General features: G+C 67.0%; 12 protein-coding genes. All 12 read left to right on the plus strand.

All coding sequences use genetic code 11. The annotated features are described in order from the left end of the window. Positions 1 to 140 precede the first annotated feature (140 nt). Complete coding sequence (rpoB, locus tag ACFPCV_RS09945; RefSeq protein ID WP_378055799.1) at positions 141 to 3635, plus strand: DNA-directed RNA polymerase subunit beta; 3495 nt, start codon at positions 141 to 143, stop codon at positions 3633 to 3635. A 94-nt stretch (positions 3636 to 3729) separates the two neighbouring features. Further along, positions 3730 to 7629 carry a DNA-directed RNA polymerase subunit beta' gene (locus ACFPCV_RS09950; protein WP_378055800.1) on the plus strand — a complete coding sequence of 1300 codons (3900 nt, stop codon included), beginning with the start codon at positions 3730 to 3732 and terminating at the stop codon, positions 7627 to 7629. A 239-nt stretch (positions 7630 to 7868) separates the two neighbouring features. Continuing rightward, on the plus strand, positions 7869 to 8624 hold the full coding sequence (locus ACFPCV_RS09955) for a D-Ala-D-Ala carboxypeptidase family metallohydrolase (protein ID WP_378055801.1): 756 nt from the start codon (positions 7869 to 7871) through the stop codon (positions 8622 to 8624). A gap of 55 nt (positions 8625 to 8679) precedes the next feature. Beyond that, on the plus strand, positions 8680 to 9216 hold the full coding sequence (locus tag ACFPCV_RS09960; RefSeq protein WP_378055802.1) for a DinB family protein: 537 nt from the start codon (positions 8680 to 8682) through the stop codon (positions 9214 to 9216). Between the two features lie 482 nt (positions 9217 to 9698). Then, the gene (gene rpsL, locus ACFPCV_RS09965) at positions 9699 to 10073 is read left to right on the plus strand and encodes a 30S ribosomal protein S12 (protein ID WP_133906284.1); all 375 of its coding nucleotides are present in this window, start codon (positions 9699 to 9701) and stop codon (positions 10071 to 10073) included. Beyond that, entirely contained in the window at positions 10073 to 10543 is a 471-nt protein-coding gene (gene rpsG, locus ACFPCV_RS09970; RefSeq protein ID WP_378055803.1) for a 30S ribosomal protein S7, read from the plus strand. The genes rpsL and rpsG overlap by 1 nt, the downstream gene beginning before the upstream one ends. A 62-nt stretch (positions 10544 to 10605) precedes the next feature. Beyond that, the gene (gene fusA / locus ACFPCV_RS09975) at positions 10606 to 12705 is read left to right on the plus strand and encodes an elongation factor G (RefSeq protein ID WP_378055804.1); all 2100 of its coding nucleotides are present in this window, start codon (positions 10606 to 10608) and stop codon (positions 12703 to 12705) included. 118 nt (positions 12706 to 12823) lie between these two features. Continuing rightward, complete coding sequence (gene tuf, locus ACFPCV_RS09980; RefSeq protein ID WP_378055805.1) at positions 12824 to 14017, plus strand: elongation factor Tu; 1194 nt, start codon at positions 12824 to 12826, stop codon at positions 14015 to 14017. Between the two features lie 269 nt (positions 14018 to 14286). Then, a complete protein-coding gene (gene rpsJ, locus ACFPCV_RS09985) occupies positions 14287 to 14592 on the plus strand; it encodes a 30S ribosomal protein S10 (protein WP_003938093.1) in 306 nt (101 codons plus the stop codon). Positions 14593 to 14605: 13 nt separating this feature from the next. Beyond that, on the plus strand, positions 14606 to 15259 hold the full coding sequence (rplC, locus tag ACFPCV_RS09990) for a 50S ribosomal protein L3 (protein ID WP_378055806.1): 654 nt from the start codon (positions 14606 to 14608) through the stop codon (positions 15257 to 15259). After that, on the plus strand, positions 15256 to 16137 hold the full coding sequence (rplD, locus tag ACFPCV_RS09995) for a 50S ribosomal protein L4, sunset domain variant (protein ID WP_465251556.1): 882 nt from the start codon (positions 15256 to 15258) through the stop codon (positions 16135 to 16137). Before rplC ends, rplD begins: the two co-directional genes overlap by 4 nt. After that, positions 16134 to 16430 (plus strand): 50S ribosomal protein L23, encoded by a 297-nt coding sequence (gene rplW, locus ACFPCV_RS10000; RefSeq protein ID WP_378055807.1) that lies wholly within the window; start codon positions 16134 to 16136, stop codon positions 16428 to 16430. The genes rplD and rplW overlap by 4 nt, the downstream gene beginning before the upstream one ends. The last annotated feature ends 20 nt before the right edge of the window (positions 16431 to 16450 follow it).

Raw genomic sequence — 16450 nt, forward strand, 5'->3', positions numbered from 1 at the left:
ACTTTGTGGCTAGACTGCCCCTTTGCGCTGCCCACTTTCGCATGCCCTAGACTGTTGGGCACGACCGCACCCCTGAATGGCCCCGTTATGCAGTTGCTGACGAGGCTGCTCAACCGCACATAGTCCTGGAAGGACGCATCTTGGCAGTCTCCCGCGCGACCCAAGCCACTGCTGCGACCAACTCCACCATGTCGAACTCTGGCATCCCCGGCGCACCGCTTCGGGTCTCGTTCGCGAAGATCCGCGAGCCGCTGGGCACGCCGAACCTGCTCGACCTGCAGATCCAATCGTTCCAGTGGTTCACCGGTGACGAGGCGTGGTTCCAGCGCCGTGTCGACGCCGGTGACGAGAACCCCGTCGGTGGTCTCGAAGAGGTTCTCAACGAGATTTCCCCGATCGAGGACTTCTCCGGCTCGATGTCCCTCTCCTTCTCCGACCCGCGCTTCGACGAGGTCAAGGCCTCGACCGAGGAGTGCAAGGACAAGGACATGACCTACGCGGCCCCACTCTTCGTGACGGCCGAGTTCACCAACCACGGCACCGGCGAGATCAAGAGCCAGACCGTGTTCATGGGTGACTTCCCGGTCATGACGGACAAGGGCACGTTCATCGTCAACGGCACCGAGCGCGTCGTGGTGTCGCAGCTGGTCCGCTCGCCGGGTGTCTACTTCGACACCTCCGTCGACAAGACCACGGACAAGGACGTGTTCGTGGCCAAGGTCATCCCGAGCCGCGGCGCGTGGCTCGAGTTCGACGTCGACAAGCGCGACACGGTGGGTGTGCGCATCGACCGCAAGCGCCGCCAGCCCGTCACGGTGCTGCTGAAGGCGCTCGGCTGGACCACCGAGCAGATCCGCGAGCGCTTCTCCTTCTCGGAGACGCTGCTCGCGACGCTCGAGAAGGACCACACGGCGGGCACCGACGAGGCGCTGCTCGACATCTACCGCAAGCTGCGCCCCGGTGAGCCGCCGACCAAGGAGTCGGCGCAGACGCTGCTGGAGAACCTGTTCTTCAAGGACAAGCGGTACGACCTGGCCAAGGTGGGCCGGTACAAGATCAACAAGAAGCTGGGCCTCACCACGGCCAGCAACGTCGGCGTGCTGTCCGAGGACGACATCGTCACCACGATCGAGTACCTCGTCCGCCTGCACGCCGGTGAGACCACCATGCACGGCGCGAACGACGACGACGTGCCGGTCGAGGTCGACGACATCGACCACTTCGGCAACCGTCGCCTGCGCACCGTCGGCGAGCTGATCCAGAACCAGATCCGGGTCGGCCTGTCCCGCATGGAGCGCGTCGTCCGCGAGCGCATGACCACGCAGGACGTCGAGGCCATCACGCCGCAGACCCTGATCAACATCCGGCCGGTCGTGGCCGCGATCAAGGAGTTCTTCGGCACCTCGCAGCTGTCGCAGTTCATGCAGCAGACCAACCCGGTCGACGGTCTGACCCACAAGCGCCGCCTCTCGGCGCTGGGCCCCGGTGGTCTCTCGCGTGAGCGCGCCGGCATGGAGGTCCGCGACGTCCACCACAGCCACTACGGCCGCATGTGCCCGATCGAGACGCCGGAAGGCCCGAACATCGGCCTGATCGGCTCGCTGTCGAGCTACGCGCGGGTCAACCCGTTCGGCTTCATCGAGACGCCCTACCGCAAGGTCATCGAGGGTCAGGTCACCGACCAGATCGACTACCTGACCGCCGACGAGGAGGACCGGCACGTCATCGCGCAGGCGAACGCGCCGATCGACGAGCAGGGCCACTTCGTCGAGGAGCGCGTCCTCGTCCGCAAGAAGGGCGGCGAGGTCGAGCTGATCGAGCCGTTCGACGTGGACTACATGGACGTCTCGCCGCGCCAGATGGTCTCCGTCGCGACCGCGATGATCCCGTTCCTCGAGCACGACGCCGCGAACCGTGCCCTCATGGGCGCGAACATGCAGCGCCAGGCCGTGCCGCTGCTGCGCAGCTCGGCGCCGCTGGTCGGCACGGGCACCGAGCTCAAGGCCGCCGTCGACGCCGGTGACGTCATCGTCGCCGAGAAGGACGGCGTGGTCGAGGAGCTGTCGGCCGACTTCATCACGATCATGGCCGACGACGGTTCCCGCCGCACGTACCAGCTGTACAAGTTCCGCAGGTCCAACCAGGGCACCTGCGTGAACCAGAAGCCGATCGTGTCCGAGGGCGACCGCGTGCTCGCCGGCCAGGTCATCGCCGACGGTCCGTGCACCGAGAACGGTGAGATCGCGCTCGGCAAGAACCTGCTCGTGGCGATCATGCCGTGGGAGGGCCACAACTACGAGGACGCCATCGTCATCTCGCAGCGGCTCATCCAGGACGACGTGCTCACCTCGATCCACATCGAGGAGCACGAGATCGACGCCCGCGACACCAAGCTCGGTGCCGAGGAGATCACCAGGGACATCCCGAACGTCTCCGAGGAGGTCCTCGCGGACCTCGACGAGCGCGGCATCATCCGCATCGGTGCCGAGGTCGGCGACGGCGACATCCTGGTCGGCAAGGTCACCCCGAAGGGCGAGACCGAGCTGACCCCGGAGGAGCGGCTGCTCCGCGCGATCTTCGGCGAGAAGGCGCGCGAGGTCCGCGACACCTCGCTGAAGGTGCCCCACGGCGAGACCGGCAAGGTCATCGGCATCCGGGTGTTCTCCCGCGAGGACGAGGACGAGCTGCCCCCCGGCGTCAACGAGCTGGTCCGGGTGTACGTCGCCCAGCGCCGCAAGATCCAGGACGGTGACAAGCTCGCCGGCCGCCACGGCAACAAGGGCGTCATCGGCAAGGTGCTCCCCGTCGAGGACATGCCGTTCCTCCCGGACGGCACCCCGGTGGACGTCGTGCTGAACACGCACGGTGTGCCCCGTCGTATGAACATCGGACAGGTGCTCGAACTGCACCTCGGGTGGCTCGCCTCCCAGGGATGGAAGATCGAGGGCAGCCCGGACTGGGCGAAGAACCTGTCCGAGGAGCTGTCCGACGTGGCCCCCGGCACGAACACCGCGACGCCGGTGTTCGACGGCGCCAAGGAGCACGAGATCACCGGTCTGCTCGGCTCGACGCTCCCGAACCGGGACGGCGAGCGGATGGTCGGCGAGGACGGCAAGGCGACGCTGCTGGACGGGCGTTCCGGCGAGCCGTTCCCGTACCCGGTGGCGGTCGGCTACATGTACATCCTGAAGCTGCACCACCTGGTGGACGACAAGATCCACGCCCGCTCGACCGGCCCGTACTCGATGATCACACAGCAGCCGCTGGGTGGTAAGGCGCAGTTCGGTGGCCAGCGCTTCGGTGAGATGGAGTGCTGGGCCATGCAGGCCTACGGCGCGGCGTACACGCTCCAGGAGCTGTTGACGATCAAGTCCGACGACGTGCTCGGTCGCGTCAAGGTCTACGAGGCGATCGTCAAGGGCGAGAACATCCCGGAGCCGGGCATCCCCGAGTCGTTCAAGGTGCTCCTCAAGGAGCTCCAGTCGCTGTGCCTCAACGTCGAGGTGCTGTCCTCGGACGGCGCCGCGATCGAGATGCGCGACGGGGACGACGAGGACCTCGAGCGCGCGGCAGCCAACCTGGGTATCAACCTGTCCCGCAATGAGTCGCCGTCCGTCGACGACGTCGTGAATTGACCGGGCCGGCGCGGGGGTGCGCACCGCGCCCCCGCCGCCGCCCGATCCCCAAGAACCAAAACGGCTGTAACCCAACAAAAGGGGAAGTCCCGACGTGTTGGACGTCAACTTTTTCGACGAGCTTCGCATCGGCCTGGCGACCGCGGACGACATCCGCCAGTGGTCCTACGGCGAGGTCAAGAAGCCCGAGACCATCAACTACCGCACCCTGAAGCCGGAGAAGGACGGGCTCTTCTGCGAGAAGATCTTCGGTCCCACCCGGGACTGGGAGTGCTACTGCGGCAAGTACAAGCGGGTCCGCTTCAAGGGCATCATCTGTGAGCGCTGTGGCGTGGAGGTCACCCGCGCCAAGGTGCGGCGTGAGCGGATGGGCCACATCGAGCTGGCCGCTCCCGTCACCCACATCTGGTACTTCAAGGGCGTGCCGTCGCGGCTGGGCTACCTGCTCGACCTGGCCCCGAAGGACCTCGAGAAGATCATCTACTTCGCTGCCTACGTGATCACCACGGTGGACACCGAGCAGCGGCACACCGACCTGCCCACGCTCGAGAGCGAGATGAACGTCGAGCGCAAGCAGGTCGAGAACCGGCGGGACGCCGACATCGAGGCCAGGGCCCAGAAGCTGGAGGCCGACCTGGCCGCCCTCGAGGAGGAGGGCGCCAAGTCCGACGTGCGCCGCAAGGTCAAGGAGGGCGGCGAGCGTGAGATGCGCCAGCTCCGTGACCGGGCCCAGCGCGAGCTGGACCGGCTCGAGGAGATCTGGACCACCTTCACCAAGCTCGAGCCCAAGCAGCTGATCGCCGACGAGATGCTGTACCGCGAGCTGGTCGACCGCTACGGCGACCACTTCACCGGTGCCATGGGCGCGGAGGCCATCCAGAAGCTGGCCGCCGACTTCAACGTCGAGGCCGAGGCCGAGAACCTGCGCGACACCATCCGCAACGGCAAGGGGCAGAAGAAGCTCCGCGCGCTCAAGCGGCTGAAGGTCGTCGCGGCGTTCTCGCACACGAACAACTCGCCGATGGGCATGGTCCTCGACTGCATCCCGGTGATCCCGCCGGACCTGCGGCCGATGGTCCAGCTCGACGGTGGCCGGTTCGCCACCTCGGACCTGAACGACCTGTACCGCCGCGTGATCAACCGCAACAACCGTCTCAAGAGGCTGATCGACCTCGGCGCGCCCGAGATCATCGTCAACAACGAGAAGCGGATGCTGCAGGAGGCCGTCGACGCGCTGTTCGACAACGGCCGCCGCGGTCGGCCGGTCACCGGTCCGGGCAACCGCCCGCTGAAGTCGCTGTCCGACCTGCTGAAGGGCAAGCAGGGCCGGTTCCGCCAGAACCTGCTCGGCAAGCGTGTCGACTACTCGGGCCGTTCGGTCATCGTGGTCGGCCCGCAGCTCAAGCTGCACCAGTGCGGTCTGCCGAAGGCGATGGCGCTCGAGCTGTTCAAGCCGTTCGTCATGAAGCGGCTCGTCGACCTCAACCACGCGCAGAACATCAAGTCCGCCAAGCGGATGGTGGAGCGCGCGCGCCCCGCGGTGTGGGACGTGCTGGAAGAGGTCATCACCGAGCACCCGGTGATGCTCAACCGCGCACCGACGCTGCACCGCCTCGGCATCCAGGCCTTCGAGCCGCAGCTGGTGGAAGGCAAGGCCATCCAGCTGCACCCGCTGGTCTGCGAGGCGTTCAACGCGGACTTCGACGGTGACCAGATGGCCGTGCACCTCCCGCTGTCCGCGGAGGCGCAGGCCGAGGCCCGCATCCTGATGCTGTCCTCGAACAACATCCTGTCGCCCGCGTCCGGCCGTCCGCTGGCCATGCCGCGTCTGGACATGGTGACGGGCCTGTTCCACCTGACCCGCCTCAAGGAGGACGGCAAGGGCACGGGCCTGGCGTTCTCGTCGCCGGCCGAGGCCATCATGGCCTTCGACCGCGGCGTGATCGACCTTCAGGCGCTGGTCAAGATCCGCATCTCGGACCGCACGCCTGGTCCCGGCATGCAGCCGGAGGGCTGGGAGCCCGGTCAGCCGTGGCTGGCCGAGACCACGCTGGGCCGGGTGCTGTTCAACGACCTGCTGCCCGACGACTACCCGTTCATGAACGAGCCGATGCCGAAGAAGCGGCAGGCCGCGATCGTGAACGACCTCGCCGAGCGGTACCCGATGGTCACCGTGGCCAGGACGCTGGACAAGCTGAAGGACGCGGGCTTCCACTGGGCCACCCGGTCCGGCGTGACCATCGCGATCTCGGACGTCGTCGTGCCCCCGCGCAAGCAGGAGATCCTCGACGAGTACGAGAAGAAGGCCGACGCGGTCGAGAAGCGTTACCAGCGTGGTCAGCTCTCCGCCTCCGAGCGCAACAACGAGCTCGTCAAGGTGTGGAGCAACGCGACGGAGGACGTCGCGAAGGCCATGGAGGAGAACTACCCCGACACCAACCCGATCCCCACGATCGTGAAGTCGGGCGCGGCGGGCAACATGACCCAGATCCGCCAGCTCTCCGGCATGAACGGCCTCGTGACCAACCCGCGTGGCGAGTTCATCCCGCGACCGATCAAGGCCAACTTCCGTGAGGGCCTCTCGGTGCTGGAGTACTTCATCGCGACGCACGGCGCCCGCAAGGGTCTCGCGGACACCGCGCTGCGTACCGCCGACTCGGGCTACCTGACCCGTCGTCTGGTGGACGTGTCGCAGGACGTCATCGTCCGCGAGGTCGACTGCGGCACCACGCGCGGCATCATCATGAAGGTCGGCGAGCCGGGTGTGGACGGTCGTGTCCTCCGCGACCAGCACGTGGAGACCTCGGTCTACGCGCGTTCGCTGTCCACGGAGATCACCGACAAGGACGGCAACGTCCTGCTCAACCGCGGTGACGACCTCGGCGACCCGGCGATCGAGAAGCTGGTCAGCTCCGGTGTCACCGAGGCGAAGGTCCGCTCGGTGCTCACCTGTGAGTCGGCGGTGGGGGTCTGTGCCACCTGCTACGGGCGCTCCATGGCGACCGGCCAGCTGGTCGACGTCGGCGAGGCGGTCGGCATCGTGGCGGCGCAGTCCATCGGTGAGCCGGGTACCCAGCTGACGATGCGTACGTTCCACCAGGGTGGTGTGGCCGGTGAGGACATCACGACCGGTCTGCCGCGTGTGCAGGAGCTGTTCGAGGCCCGCCAGCCCAAGGGCAAGGCCCCGATCGCGGACGTGGACGGCCGCGTGCGCATCGAGGACGGCGACCGGTTCTGGAAGATCACGCTGATCCCGGACGACGGCAGCGAGGAGATCATCTTCGACAAGCTGTCGAAGCGGCAGCGCCTCGCGGCCACGCCGGACGGCCCGCTGGCGGACGGTGACCACGTCAAGGTCGGCCAGCAGCTGCTCGAGGGCACGCCGGACCCGCACGAGGTCCTGCGCGTCATGGGTCCGCGTGAGGCCCAGCTGCACCTGGTGGACGAGGTCCAGAAGGTGTACCGGGCCCAGGGTGTGTCCATCCACGACAAGCACATCGAGGTCATCGTCCGGCAGATGCTGCGCCGGGTCACGATCCTCGACTCGGGTGCCGCGGAGTTCCTGCCCGGCGCGCTCATCGAGCGTGCCGAGTTCGAGCGGGAGAACCGCCGGGTCGTCGCCGCAGGCGGCGAGCCGGCCTCGGGCCGCCCGGTGCTGATGGGCATCACGAAGGCGTCGCTGGCCACGGACTCGTGGCTGTCGGCGGCCTCCTTCCAGGAGACCACGCGTGTCCTGACCGACGCCGCGATCAACGGCCGGTCGGACAAGCTGGTCGGCCTGAAGGAGAACGTGATCATCGGCAAGCTGATCCCCGCGGGGACCGGCATCAACAAGTACCGCAACATCCAGGTGCAGCCGACCGAGGAGGCCAGGGTCGCCGCGTACGCGATCCCGAGCTACGACGACGGCTACTACACCCCGGACGTGTTCGGTACCGGCACGGGCGCAGCCGTCCCGCTGGACGACTACGACTTCGGCCGCGACTACCGCTGAGGCAGTTGATGGGAAGGAGCCCCCGGCCATTCGGCCGGGGGCTCCTTCCTTTGCCCTGAGGTCTGGGCGGATCGCGGCAACCGGCTGTAGCCCGTCGAGAGTCACGGCAGTAGGCCGACTAGTGGTTGCTTTCGACCGAAATGCAGGTTTTCAGTCGTTACTGATTGACCAATCCATGATCCTTCGACACTCTCACCCGGGAAGACACCTTCACCCCTGCTTCGAAAGGTGCTTTCCACATGATACGAAGGATCCTGCTCGCGCTGGTCGCGAGCGCCCTCCCCCTCACCGCGGCGAGCGTGGCATCGGCCGATCCGAACCCGGTCACCGCGCAGGACATCCAGGCAGCCGACGCCTGTTACACCTGGAACCGCACCCTGTCCCAGGGCGCGAGCGGCAGTGACGTCACCCAGCTGCAGATCCGCGTGGCCGGCTGGGTCGCGTCCGGCGAGAACCTCGCGCTCGACGGCCAGTACGGCCCGGCCACGGCCAACGCGGTCAAACGGTTCCAGGCCGGCTACGGCCTGACCGCGGACGGCATCGCCGGTTCGCAGACGTTCAACAAGATCTACGCGCTGCAGGACAACGACTGCACGCCGATCCACTTCAGCTACAGCGAGTTCGACGACAACTGCGGCGCCAACAACTTCAACGGCGGCAGGGTCAGCGCGTCGACGGCCAAGGAGAACATCCGCCGGATCATGTGGCAGCTCGAAGCCCTGCGGCACAAGCTGGGCGACCGGCCGATGGTGGTGACCTCCGGGTTCCGCAGCGTGTCGTGCAACAGCTCGGTCGGCGGGTCCTCGAGCAGCCTGCACATGTACGGACAGGGCGCTGACCTGGGTCTCAGCAGCTCCCCGAGCCAGTGCCAGATGTGGAGCGGCGCCCGCTCCGCCGGGTTCGAGGAGATCCTCGGACCGGGCTACCCCGGCCACAACGACCACGTGCACGTCGGCAACAAGTCCAGCCGGTTCTGGAGCGCGCCGAACTGCTGAGCACTGCTTCACGAATGATGAAGGAACGTTTGCTGGTGTCCACACGGGTGGCTCCATGATGCTGTCGGGCATGGAGATCCCGCCCGACACGAAGGACTGGACCTGGGTCCTGGAGCGTCCCTGCCCCGAGTGCGGGCTGGACACCAGCACGTTCCACCACGACGAGGTGCCCGCCATGCTGCGTGCCAACGCGGCGGCATGGCGGGCCGTCCTCGCCGGACCGTCGGTGCGGCAGCGCCCGGCCCCCACGACGTGGTCGCCCCTGGAGTACGCCGCCCACGTCCGCGACACCTGCCGGGTCTACACCGAACGCCTCCACCTGATGCTCACCGAGGACGCTCCCGCCTATCCGAACTGGGACCAGGACGCGACCGCTGTCACGGACCGCTACGGCGAGCAGGACCCGGCCACCGTCGCCGCGGAACTCACCGAGGCCGCGAACACCCTGGCCGACCGCTTCGCCGAGGTCACCGGCGACCAGTGGCAGCGCACCGGCACCCGCAGCGACGGCGCGCACTTCACAGTGGACACGTTCGCCCGCTACTTCATCCACGACCCGGTCCACCACCTGCACGACGTGACGGGCCAGTGATCCGGGGGGATCTCCACGCGCGGACCCGGACTGTCCGCCGGGACGGTCCGCGACCGCATCTCCTCCGCCGTGGCCAAGCTGTGGGCCCGCGGCCGGACGAGGCCGCCGCACGGCCCGTGACCAGGGATGGATATAGTGTGTGGTGATCGTCGTGGTGTCAGCCGCGGCCGGTGACAGGTGCCGGGAACAAGCCCCGTTCTTCGAGCGTTGAGGCATAGGTCGACCCCGGTTTTGACCCCCCTCGGGGCGCCAGGTATCTTGAGTACTCGCGCCCGGCCTATGTCGGGTCGATCCGCGTGCCTGTGCGCGGAGTCCGTGCGAACGGACACCTCGCAGTAACCGCGGAGTTCCTTCCGAGCCTCGTAGGGATGATTCGATCCTGCCTGGGCGCCATGAGGGAAGGGCGACACGCCCGACCTCGTGATACGGCGGGAGCACCAACCACACAGCAATGAGCAGTACACCAGGGAGAAAGCCGGTCCATGCCCACGATCCAGCAGCTGGTCCGTAAGGGCCGCCAGGACAAGGTCGCCAAGCAGAAGACTGCGGCCCTCAAGGGGAGCCCGCAGCGGCGTGGCGTGTGCACCCGCGTGTACACCACCACCCCGAAGAAGCCGAACTCCGCGCTGCGCAAGGTCGCGCGCGTCAAGCTGACCAGTGGCATCGAGGTCACCGCTTACATCCCGGGGGAGGGCCACAACCTGCAGGAGCACTCGATGGTGCTCGTGCGTGGTGGCCGTGTGAAGGACCTGCCTGGTGTTCGCTACAAGATCATCCGCGGCTCGCTGGACACGCAGGGCGTGAAGAACCGCAAGCAGGCGCGCAGCCGCTACGGTGCGAAGAAGGAGAAGGCCTGATGCCTCGCAAGGGACCTGCCCCCCGCCGACCGCTGATCACCGACCCGGTCTACAGCTCCCCGCTGGTCACCCAGCTGATCAACAAGGTGCTGGTGGACGGTAAGCGCTCGGTCGCCGAGAAGATCGTCTACAGCGCGCTCGAGGGCGCTCGTGACAAGACCGGCACCGACCCGGTGGTCACGCTCAAGCGTGCGCTGGACAACGTGAAGCCGACCATCGAGGTCAAGAGCCGCCGCGTCGGTGGCGCCACCTACCAGGTGCCGATCGAGGTGAAGCCAGGTCGCTCCACGACGCTGGCGCTGCGCTGGCTGGTCACCTTCTCGCGGGCGCGCCGGGAGAAGACCATGCAGGAGCGGCTGATGAACGAGCTGCTCGACGCGAGCAACGGTCTCGGGGCGAGTGTCAAGCGCCGCGAGGACACGCACAAGATGGCGGAGTCGAACAAGGCCTTCGCCCACTACCGCTGGTGACGGCCCGCGGCCAACAGCTGACCAGGCCGCACCAACGCTGATTGAGACAGGGGAAGACACCCGTGGCACAGGACGTGCTCACCGACTTGGCCAAGGTCCGCAACATCGGGATCATGGCCCACATCGACGCGGGCAAGACCACGACGACCGAGCGGATCCTGTTCTACACAGGCATCAGCTACAAGATCGGCGAGGTGCACGACGGCGCCGCCGTCATGGACTGGATGGAGCAGGAGCAGGAGCGCGGCATCACGATCACGTCCGCCGCGACGACCTGTTTCTGGAAGGACCACCAGATCAACCTGATCGACACCCCCGGACACGTCGACTTCACCGTCGAGGTGGAGCGCAACCTCCGGGTGCTCGACGGCGCGGTCGCGGTGTTCGACGGCAAGGAAGGTGTCGAGCCGCAGTCCGAGCAGGTCTGGCGGCAGGCGACCAAGTACGACGTCCCGCGCATCTGCTTCGTCAACAAGATGGACAAGCTCGGCGCGGACTTCTACTTCACCATCCGCACCATCTCCGAGCGGCTCGGCGCGAAGCCCCTGCCCATTCAGCTGCCCATCGGCGCGGAGAGCGACTTCACCGGTGTCGTCGACCTGGTGAACATGCGCGCTCTCACGTGGCGTGGTGAGGTCAAGAAGGGCGAGGACTACACGGTCGAGGAGATCCCGGCCGACCTCGTCGAGAAGGCGAACGAGTACCGCGAGCAGCTGATCGAGGCAGTGGCCGAGACCGACGACGAGCTCATGGAGCTCTACCTCGGTGGCGAGCAGCTGACCGTCGAGCAGATCAAGCACGGCATCCGCACGATCGTGCGTGAGGGCACGGCCTACCCGGTGCTGTGTGGTTCCGCGTTCAAGAACAAGGGCGTCCAGCCCATGCTCGACGCGGTGATCGACTACCTGCCCGCGCCGTTCGACCTCCCGCCGGTCGAGGGCACGCTGCAGGACGGCGAGACGCCGGCCTTCCGCAAGCCGAACACCGACGAGCCGTTCTCCGCGCTGGCGTTCAAGATCGCCGTGCACCCGTTCTTCGGCAAGCTCACCTACATCCGGGTCTACTCGGGCAAGGTGGCGAGCGGCGCGCAGGTCATCAACTCGGTCAAGGACCGCAAGGAGCGCATCGGGAAGATCTTCCAGATGCACGCCAACAAGGAGAACCCGGTCACGGAAGCCCTCGCCGGTCACATCTACGCGGTGATCGGCCTGAAGGACACCACGACCGGTGAGACCCTGTGCGACCCGGCGAACCCGATCGTCCTCGAGTCGATGACGTTCCCGGAGCCGGTCATCCAGGTCGCGATCGAGCCGAAGACCAAGGCCGACCAGGAGAAGCTGTCGACCGCGATCCAGAAGCTCGCCGAGGAGGACCCGACGTTCCGGGTCAACCAGGACGAGGAGACGGGTCAGACGATCATCGCCGGCATGGGCGAGCTCCACCTGGACATCCTGGTGGACCGCATGCGCCGCGAGTTCAAGGTCGAGGCCAACATCGGCAAGCCGCAGGTGGCCTACCGCGAGACGATCCGCAAGACCGTCGACAAGCACGACTACACCCACAAGAAGCAGACGGGTGGGTCGGGCCAGTTCGCGAAGGTCGTCATCAAGATCGAGCCGATGTCGACCGCGGACGGGGCGCTGTACGAGTTCGACAACAAGGTCACCGGTGGCCGCGTGCCGAGGGAGTACATCCCGTCGGTGGACGCCGGTGCGCAGGACGCCATGCAGGACGGCGTGCTCGCGGGCTACCCGCTGGTCGGCATCAAGCTGACGCTGCTGGACGGCTCCTACCACGAGGTCGACTCCTCGGAGATGGCCTTCAAGATCGCGGGCCGGATGGCGCTCAAGGAGGCCGCTCGCCTGGCGAACCCGGCACTCCTCGAGCCGATGATGGCCGTCGAGGTGACCACGCCGGAGACGTACATGGGTGACGTCATCGGTGACCTGAACTCCCGCCGTGGCCAGATCCAGGCCATGGAGGAGCGCACCGGCTCCCGCGTCGTCAAGGCGCTGGTGCCGCTGTCGGAGATGTTCGGCTACGTCGGCGACCTCCGGTCGAAGACCCAGGGCCGGGCGAACTACTCCATGCAGTTCGACTCCTACGCCGAGGTTCCCACGAACGTCGCGAAGGAGATCATCGCCAAGGCAACCGGCGAGTAACTGAATCCGGTGCGGGCTGCGTGGCTAGCGCCCCCTATGGTTCGCACAACTGACCCCAAGAACTGCCGTCGCTGAGAGTCAGACGGCGGAGAGATACAAGTCCAGGAGGACGAGAGAAGTGGCGAAGGCGAAGTTCGAGCGGACCAAGCCGCACGTCAACATCGGGACCATCGGTCACATCGACCATGGGAAGACCACGCTGACCGCGGCCATCTCCAAGGTTCTGCACGACAAGTACCCCGAGCTGAACCCCTTCACGCCGTTCGACGAGATCGACAAGGCGCCGGAGGAGAAGCAGCGCGGTATCACGATCTCGATCGCTCACATCGAGTACGAGACCGAGAAGCGGCACTACGCGCACGTGGACTGCCCCGGTCACGCGGACTACATCAAGAACATGATCACCGGTGCCGCCCAGATGGACGGCGCGATCCTGGTGGTCGCCGCGACCGACGGCCCGATGCCGCAGACCAAGGAGCACGTGCTCCTCGCCCGCCAGGTCGGCGTCCCCTACATCGTGGTGGCGCTGAACAAGGCCGACATGGTCGACGACGAGGAGATCCTGGAGCTCGTCGAGCTCGAGGTCCGTGAGCTCCTGACCGAGTACGAGTTCCCGGGTGACGACCTTCCGGTGATCCGCGTCTCCGCGCTGAAGGCGCTGGAGGGCGACGAGGAGTGGGGCAACAAGCTCCTCGAGCTGCTCGACGCGGTCGACGAGAGCATTCCGGAGCCGGAGCGGGAGATCGAGAAGCCGTTCCTGATGCCGGTCGAGGACGTGTTCACGATCTCCGGCCGCGGCACCGTGGTCACCGGTCGCGTCGAGCGCGGTGTCCTCAAGCCGATGGAGGAAGTCGAGATCGTCGGCATCCGCGAGAAGGCCCAGAAGACCACCGTCACCGCCATCGAGATGTTCCGCAAGACCCTCGATGACGCGCGCGCGGGTGAGAACGTGGGTCTGCTCCTGCGCGGTATCAAGCGCGAGGACGTCGAGCGCGGCCAGGTCGTCGTGAAGCCGGGTACCACCACCCCGCACACGGAGTTCGAGGCGACGGTCGTCATCCTGTCCAAGGACGAGGGTGGCCGGCACACGCCGTTCTTCAACAACTACCGTCCGCAGTTCTACTTCCGCACCACCGACGTGACCGGTGTCGTCACCCTCCCCGAGGGCACCGAGATGGTCATGCCGGGCGACAACACCTCCATGCTCGTGAAGCTGATCCAGCCGATCGCCATGGACGAGGGTCTGCGGTTCGCCATCCGTGAGGGTGGCCGGACGGTCGGCGCGGGTCGCGTCACCAAGATCATCAAGTAGTCAACCCGGCAGGGGCCCCAGGTCAAGCACCTGGGGCCCCCCGGTTTGGGTGCCGCGAAACGCATGTGGCATCCTTGACAGGTTGCTCGTCGCGGACGGTCTTGCGATCGGCCGTGTTCGGGCGGGCTCGCGGCTGCTGGCCGCCGAGCCACTTATGACCACTCCCGAAGGACAGAAAGTCCAAGGGGCCGGTCTGTGCGTAGGGCGCGACACACCCGACCGCGTGGACCGGAGCGGCACGAGTCTTAAGACAAGGACGGCAAGCCACCATGGCGGGACAGAAGATCCGCATCCGGCTCAAGGCCTACGACCACGAGGCGATCGACGCTTCGGCGCGCAAGATCGTTGAGACGGTTACCCGCACGGGTGCTCGGGTCGTCGGTCCGGTGCCGCTGCCCACCGAGAAGAACGTGTACTGCGTCATCCGCTCTCCGCACAAGTACAAGGACTCGCGGGAGCACTTCGAGATGCGCACGCACAAGCGTCTGATCGACATCCTCGACCCGACGCCGAAGACGGTTGACGCTCTGATGCGCATCGACCTTCCGGCCAGCGTCGACGTCAACATTCAGTGAGGCCTGAGTACTAATGTCTTCCCGGCAGATGAAAGGGATCCTGGGCACGAAGCTCGGGATGACCCAGGTCTTCGACGAGAACAACCGGATCGTCCCGGTGACCGTCGTCAAGGCCGGCCCGAACGTCGTCACCCAGATCCGTACCCAGGACAACGACGGGTACACCGCGGTGCAGCTGGCGTTCGGCGAGATCAAGCCACGCAAGGTGAACAAGCCCGAGAAGGGCCACTTCGCGAAGGCCGGCGTGACGCCGCGCCGCTACCTCGCCGAGCTGCGCACCACCGACGCCGACAGCTACGAGCTCGGCCAGGAGATCACCGCCGAGGTGTTCGAGGCCGGCACCGTGATCGACGCGACGGGCACCACCAAGGGCAAGGGCACCGCGGGTGTCATGAAGCGGCACGGCTTCAAGGGCCTCGGCGCCTCCCACGGCACGCAGCGCAAGCACCGTTCGCCCGGCTCCATCGGTGGCTGTGCCACCCCGGGCCGCGTGTTCAAGGGCCTGCGCATGGCCGGCCGCATGGGCCACGTGAAGGTGACCACCCAGAACCTCACCGTCCACCGCGTGGACGCCGAGGACGGGCTGATCCTCCTCAAGGGTGCCGTTCCCGGCCCCAAGGGCGGCGTGGTGTTCCTCAAGTCCGCCGCGAAGGAGGAAGTGAAGTGACTTCCGTCGAGGTGAAGACGCCAGCGGGCAAGACCGACGGTTCGGTCGACCTGCCCGCGGACATCTTCGACGTGCAGGCCAACCTCGCGCTGATGCACCAGGTGGTCGTCGCGCAGCAGGCCGCGGCCCGCCAGGGCACGCACTCCACGAAGACCCGCGGTGACGTCAGCGGTGGCGGCAAGAAGCCGTACCGCCAGAAGGGCACCGGCCGCGCGCGCCAGGGCTCGACCCGTGCGCCGCAGTTCGCGGGCGGTGGCGTGGTCCACGGCCCCCAGCCGCGTGACTACACCCAGCGCGTCCCCAAGAAGATGAAGGCCGCCGCCCTGCGTGGCGCCCTCTCCGACCGGGCTCGCGCAGGCCAGTTGCACGTCGTGTCCGCGCTGGTCGACGGGGACACCCCGTCGACGAAGGCCGCCAGGAAGGTTCTGGCCTCGATCTCCGAGGCGAGGAACGTGCTGGTCGTGCTGACCCGCGACGACGAGGCCAGCTGGCTGTCGGTGCGCAACCTGCCGCACGTGCACGCGCTCGTCGCCGACCAGCTCAACACCTACGACGTGCTGGTCAACGACGACGTGGTGTTCACCAGGGCCGCGCTGGACACGTTCCTCGCCGGCCCGAGCAAGGCCGTCAAGGCGACCGCCCGTTCCGGCGAGGTGGCCGATGCGCCGTACGGCGCAGGCAGCCACGCTCCGCTGGCCGACGGCTCGGAGCCCGAGGGCTACCCGGTGAAGGGCAACGAGAGCAGCAAGCTCTACCACGTGCCCGGCTCCGCGTTCTACAACCGCACGGTGGCCGAGGTCTGGTTCGCAAGTGACGAGGCCGCAGAGGCTGCAGGCTTCCAGCTGCCGCCGTCGCAGCGGAAGGAGGATGACAAGTGATCCCCGACCCCCGCGACGTGCTGCTCGCGCCGGTGATCTCCGAGAAGTCCTACGGGCTCCTCGAGGAGAACAAGTACACGTTCGTCGTCGCACCGAACGCGAACAAGACCGAGATCAAGATCGCGGTCGAGAAGGTGTTCGGCGTGCAGGTCGTGAGCGTGAACACGCTGAACCGGCAGGGCAAGCGCAAGCGGACCCGCACCGGGTACGGCAAGCGCAAGGACACCAAGCGAGCGATCGTGACGCTCTCCGCCGAGAGCAAGCCGATCGAGATCTTCGGCGGACCGGCCTGAGCCGGCGAGTAGAGACATAG

It is taken from the genome of Actinophytocola glycyrrhizae, from assembly GCF_042653545.1.
Lineage (GTDB): Bacteria > Actinomycetota > Actinomycetes > Mycobacteriales > Pseudonocardiaceae > Actinophytocola > Actinophytocola glycyrrhizae.

Excerpts from the sequence above, each read along its gene's own strand:
- rplC (WP_378055806.1), top strand. The coding sequence starts at position 14,606 with ATGTCTTCCCGGCAGATGAAAGGGATCCTGGGCACGAAGCTCGGGATG.
- ACFPCV_RS09960 (WP_378055802.1), top strand. The coding sequence starts at position 8,680 with ATGATGCTGTCGGGCATGGAGATCCCGCCCGACACGAAGGACTGGACC.
- rpsG (WP_378055803.1), top strand. The coding sequence starts at position 10,073 with ATGCCTCGCAAGGGACCTGCCCCCCGCCGACCGCTGATCACCGACCCG.
- rpsJ (WP_003938093.1), top strand. The coding sequence starts at position 14,287 with ATGGCGGGACAGAAGATCCGCATCCGGCTCAAGGCCTACGACCACGAG.
- ACFPCV_RS09955 (WP_378055801.1), top strand. The coding sequence starts at position 7,869 with ATGATACGAAGGATCCTGCTCGCGCTGGTCGCGAGCGCCCTCCCCCTC.
- rpsL (WP_133906284.1), top strand. The coding sequence starts at position 9,699 with ATGCCCACGATCCAGCAGCTGGTCCGTAAGGGCCGCCAGGACAAGGTC.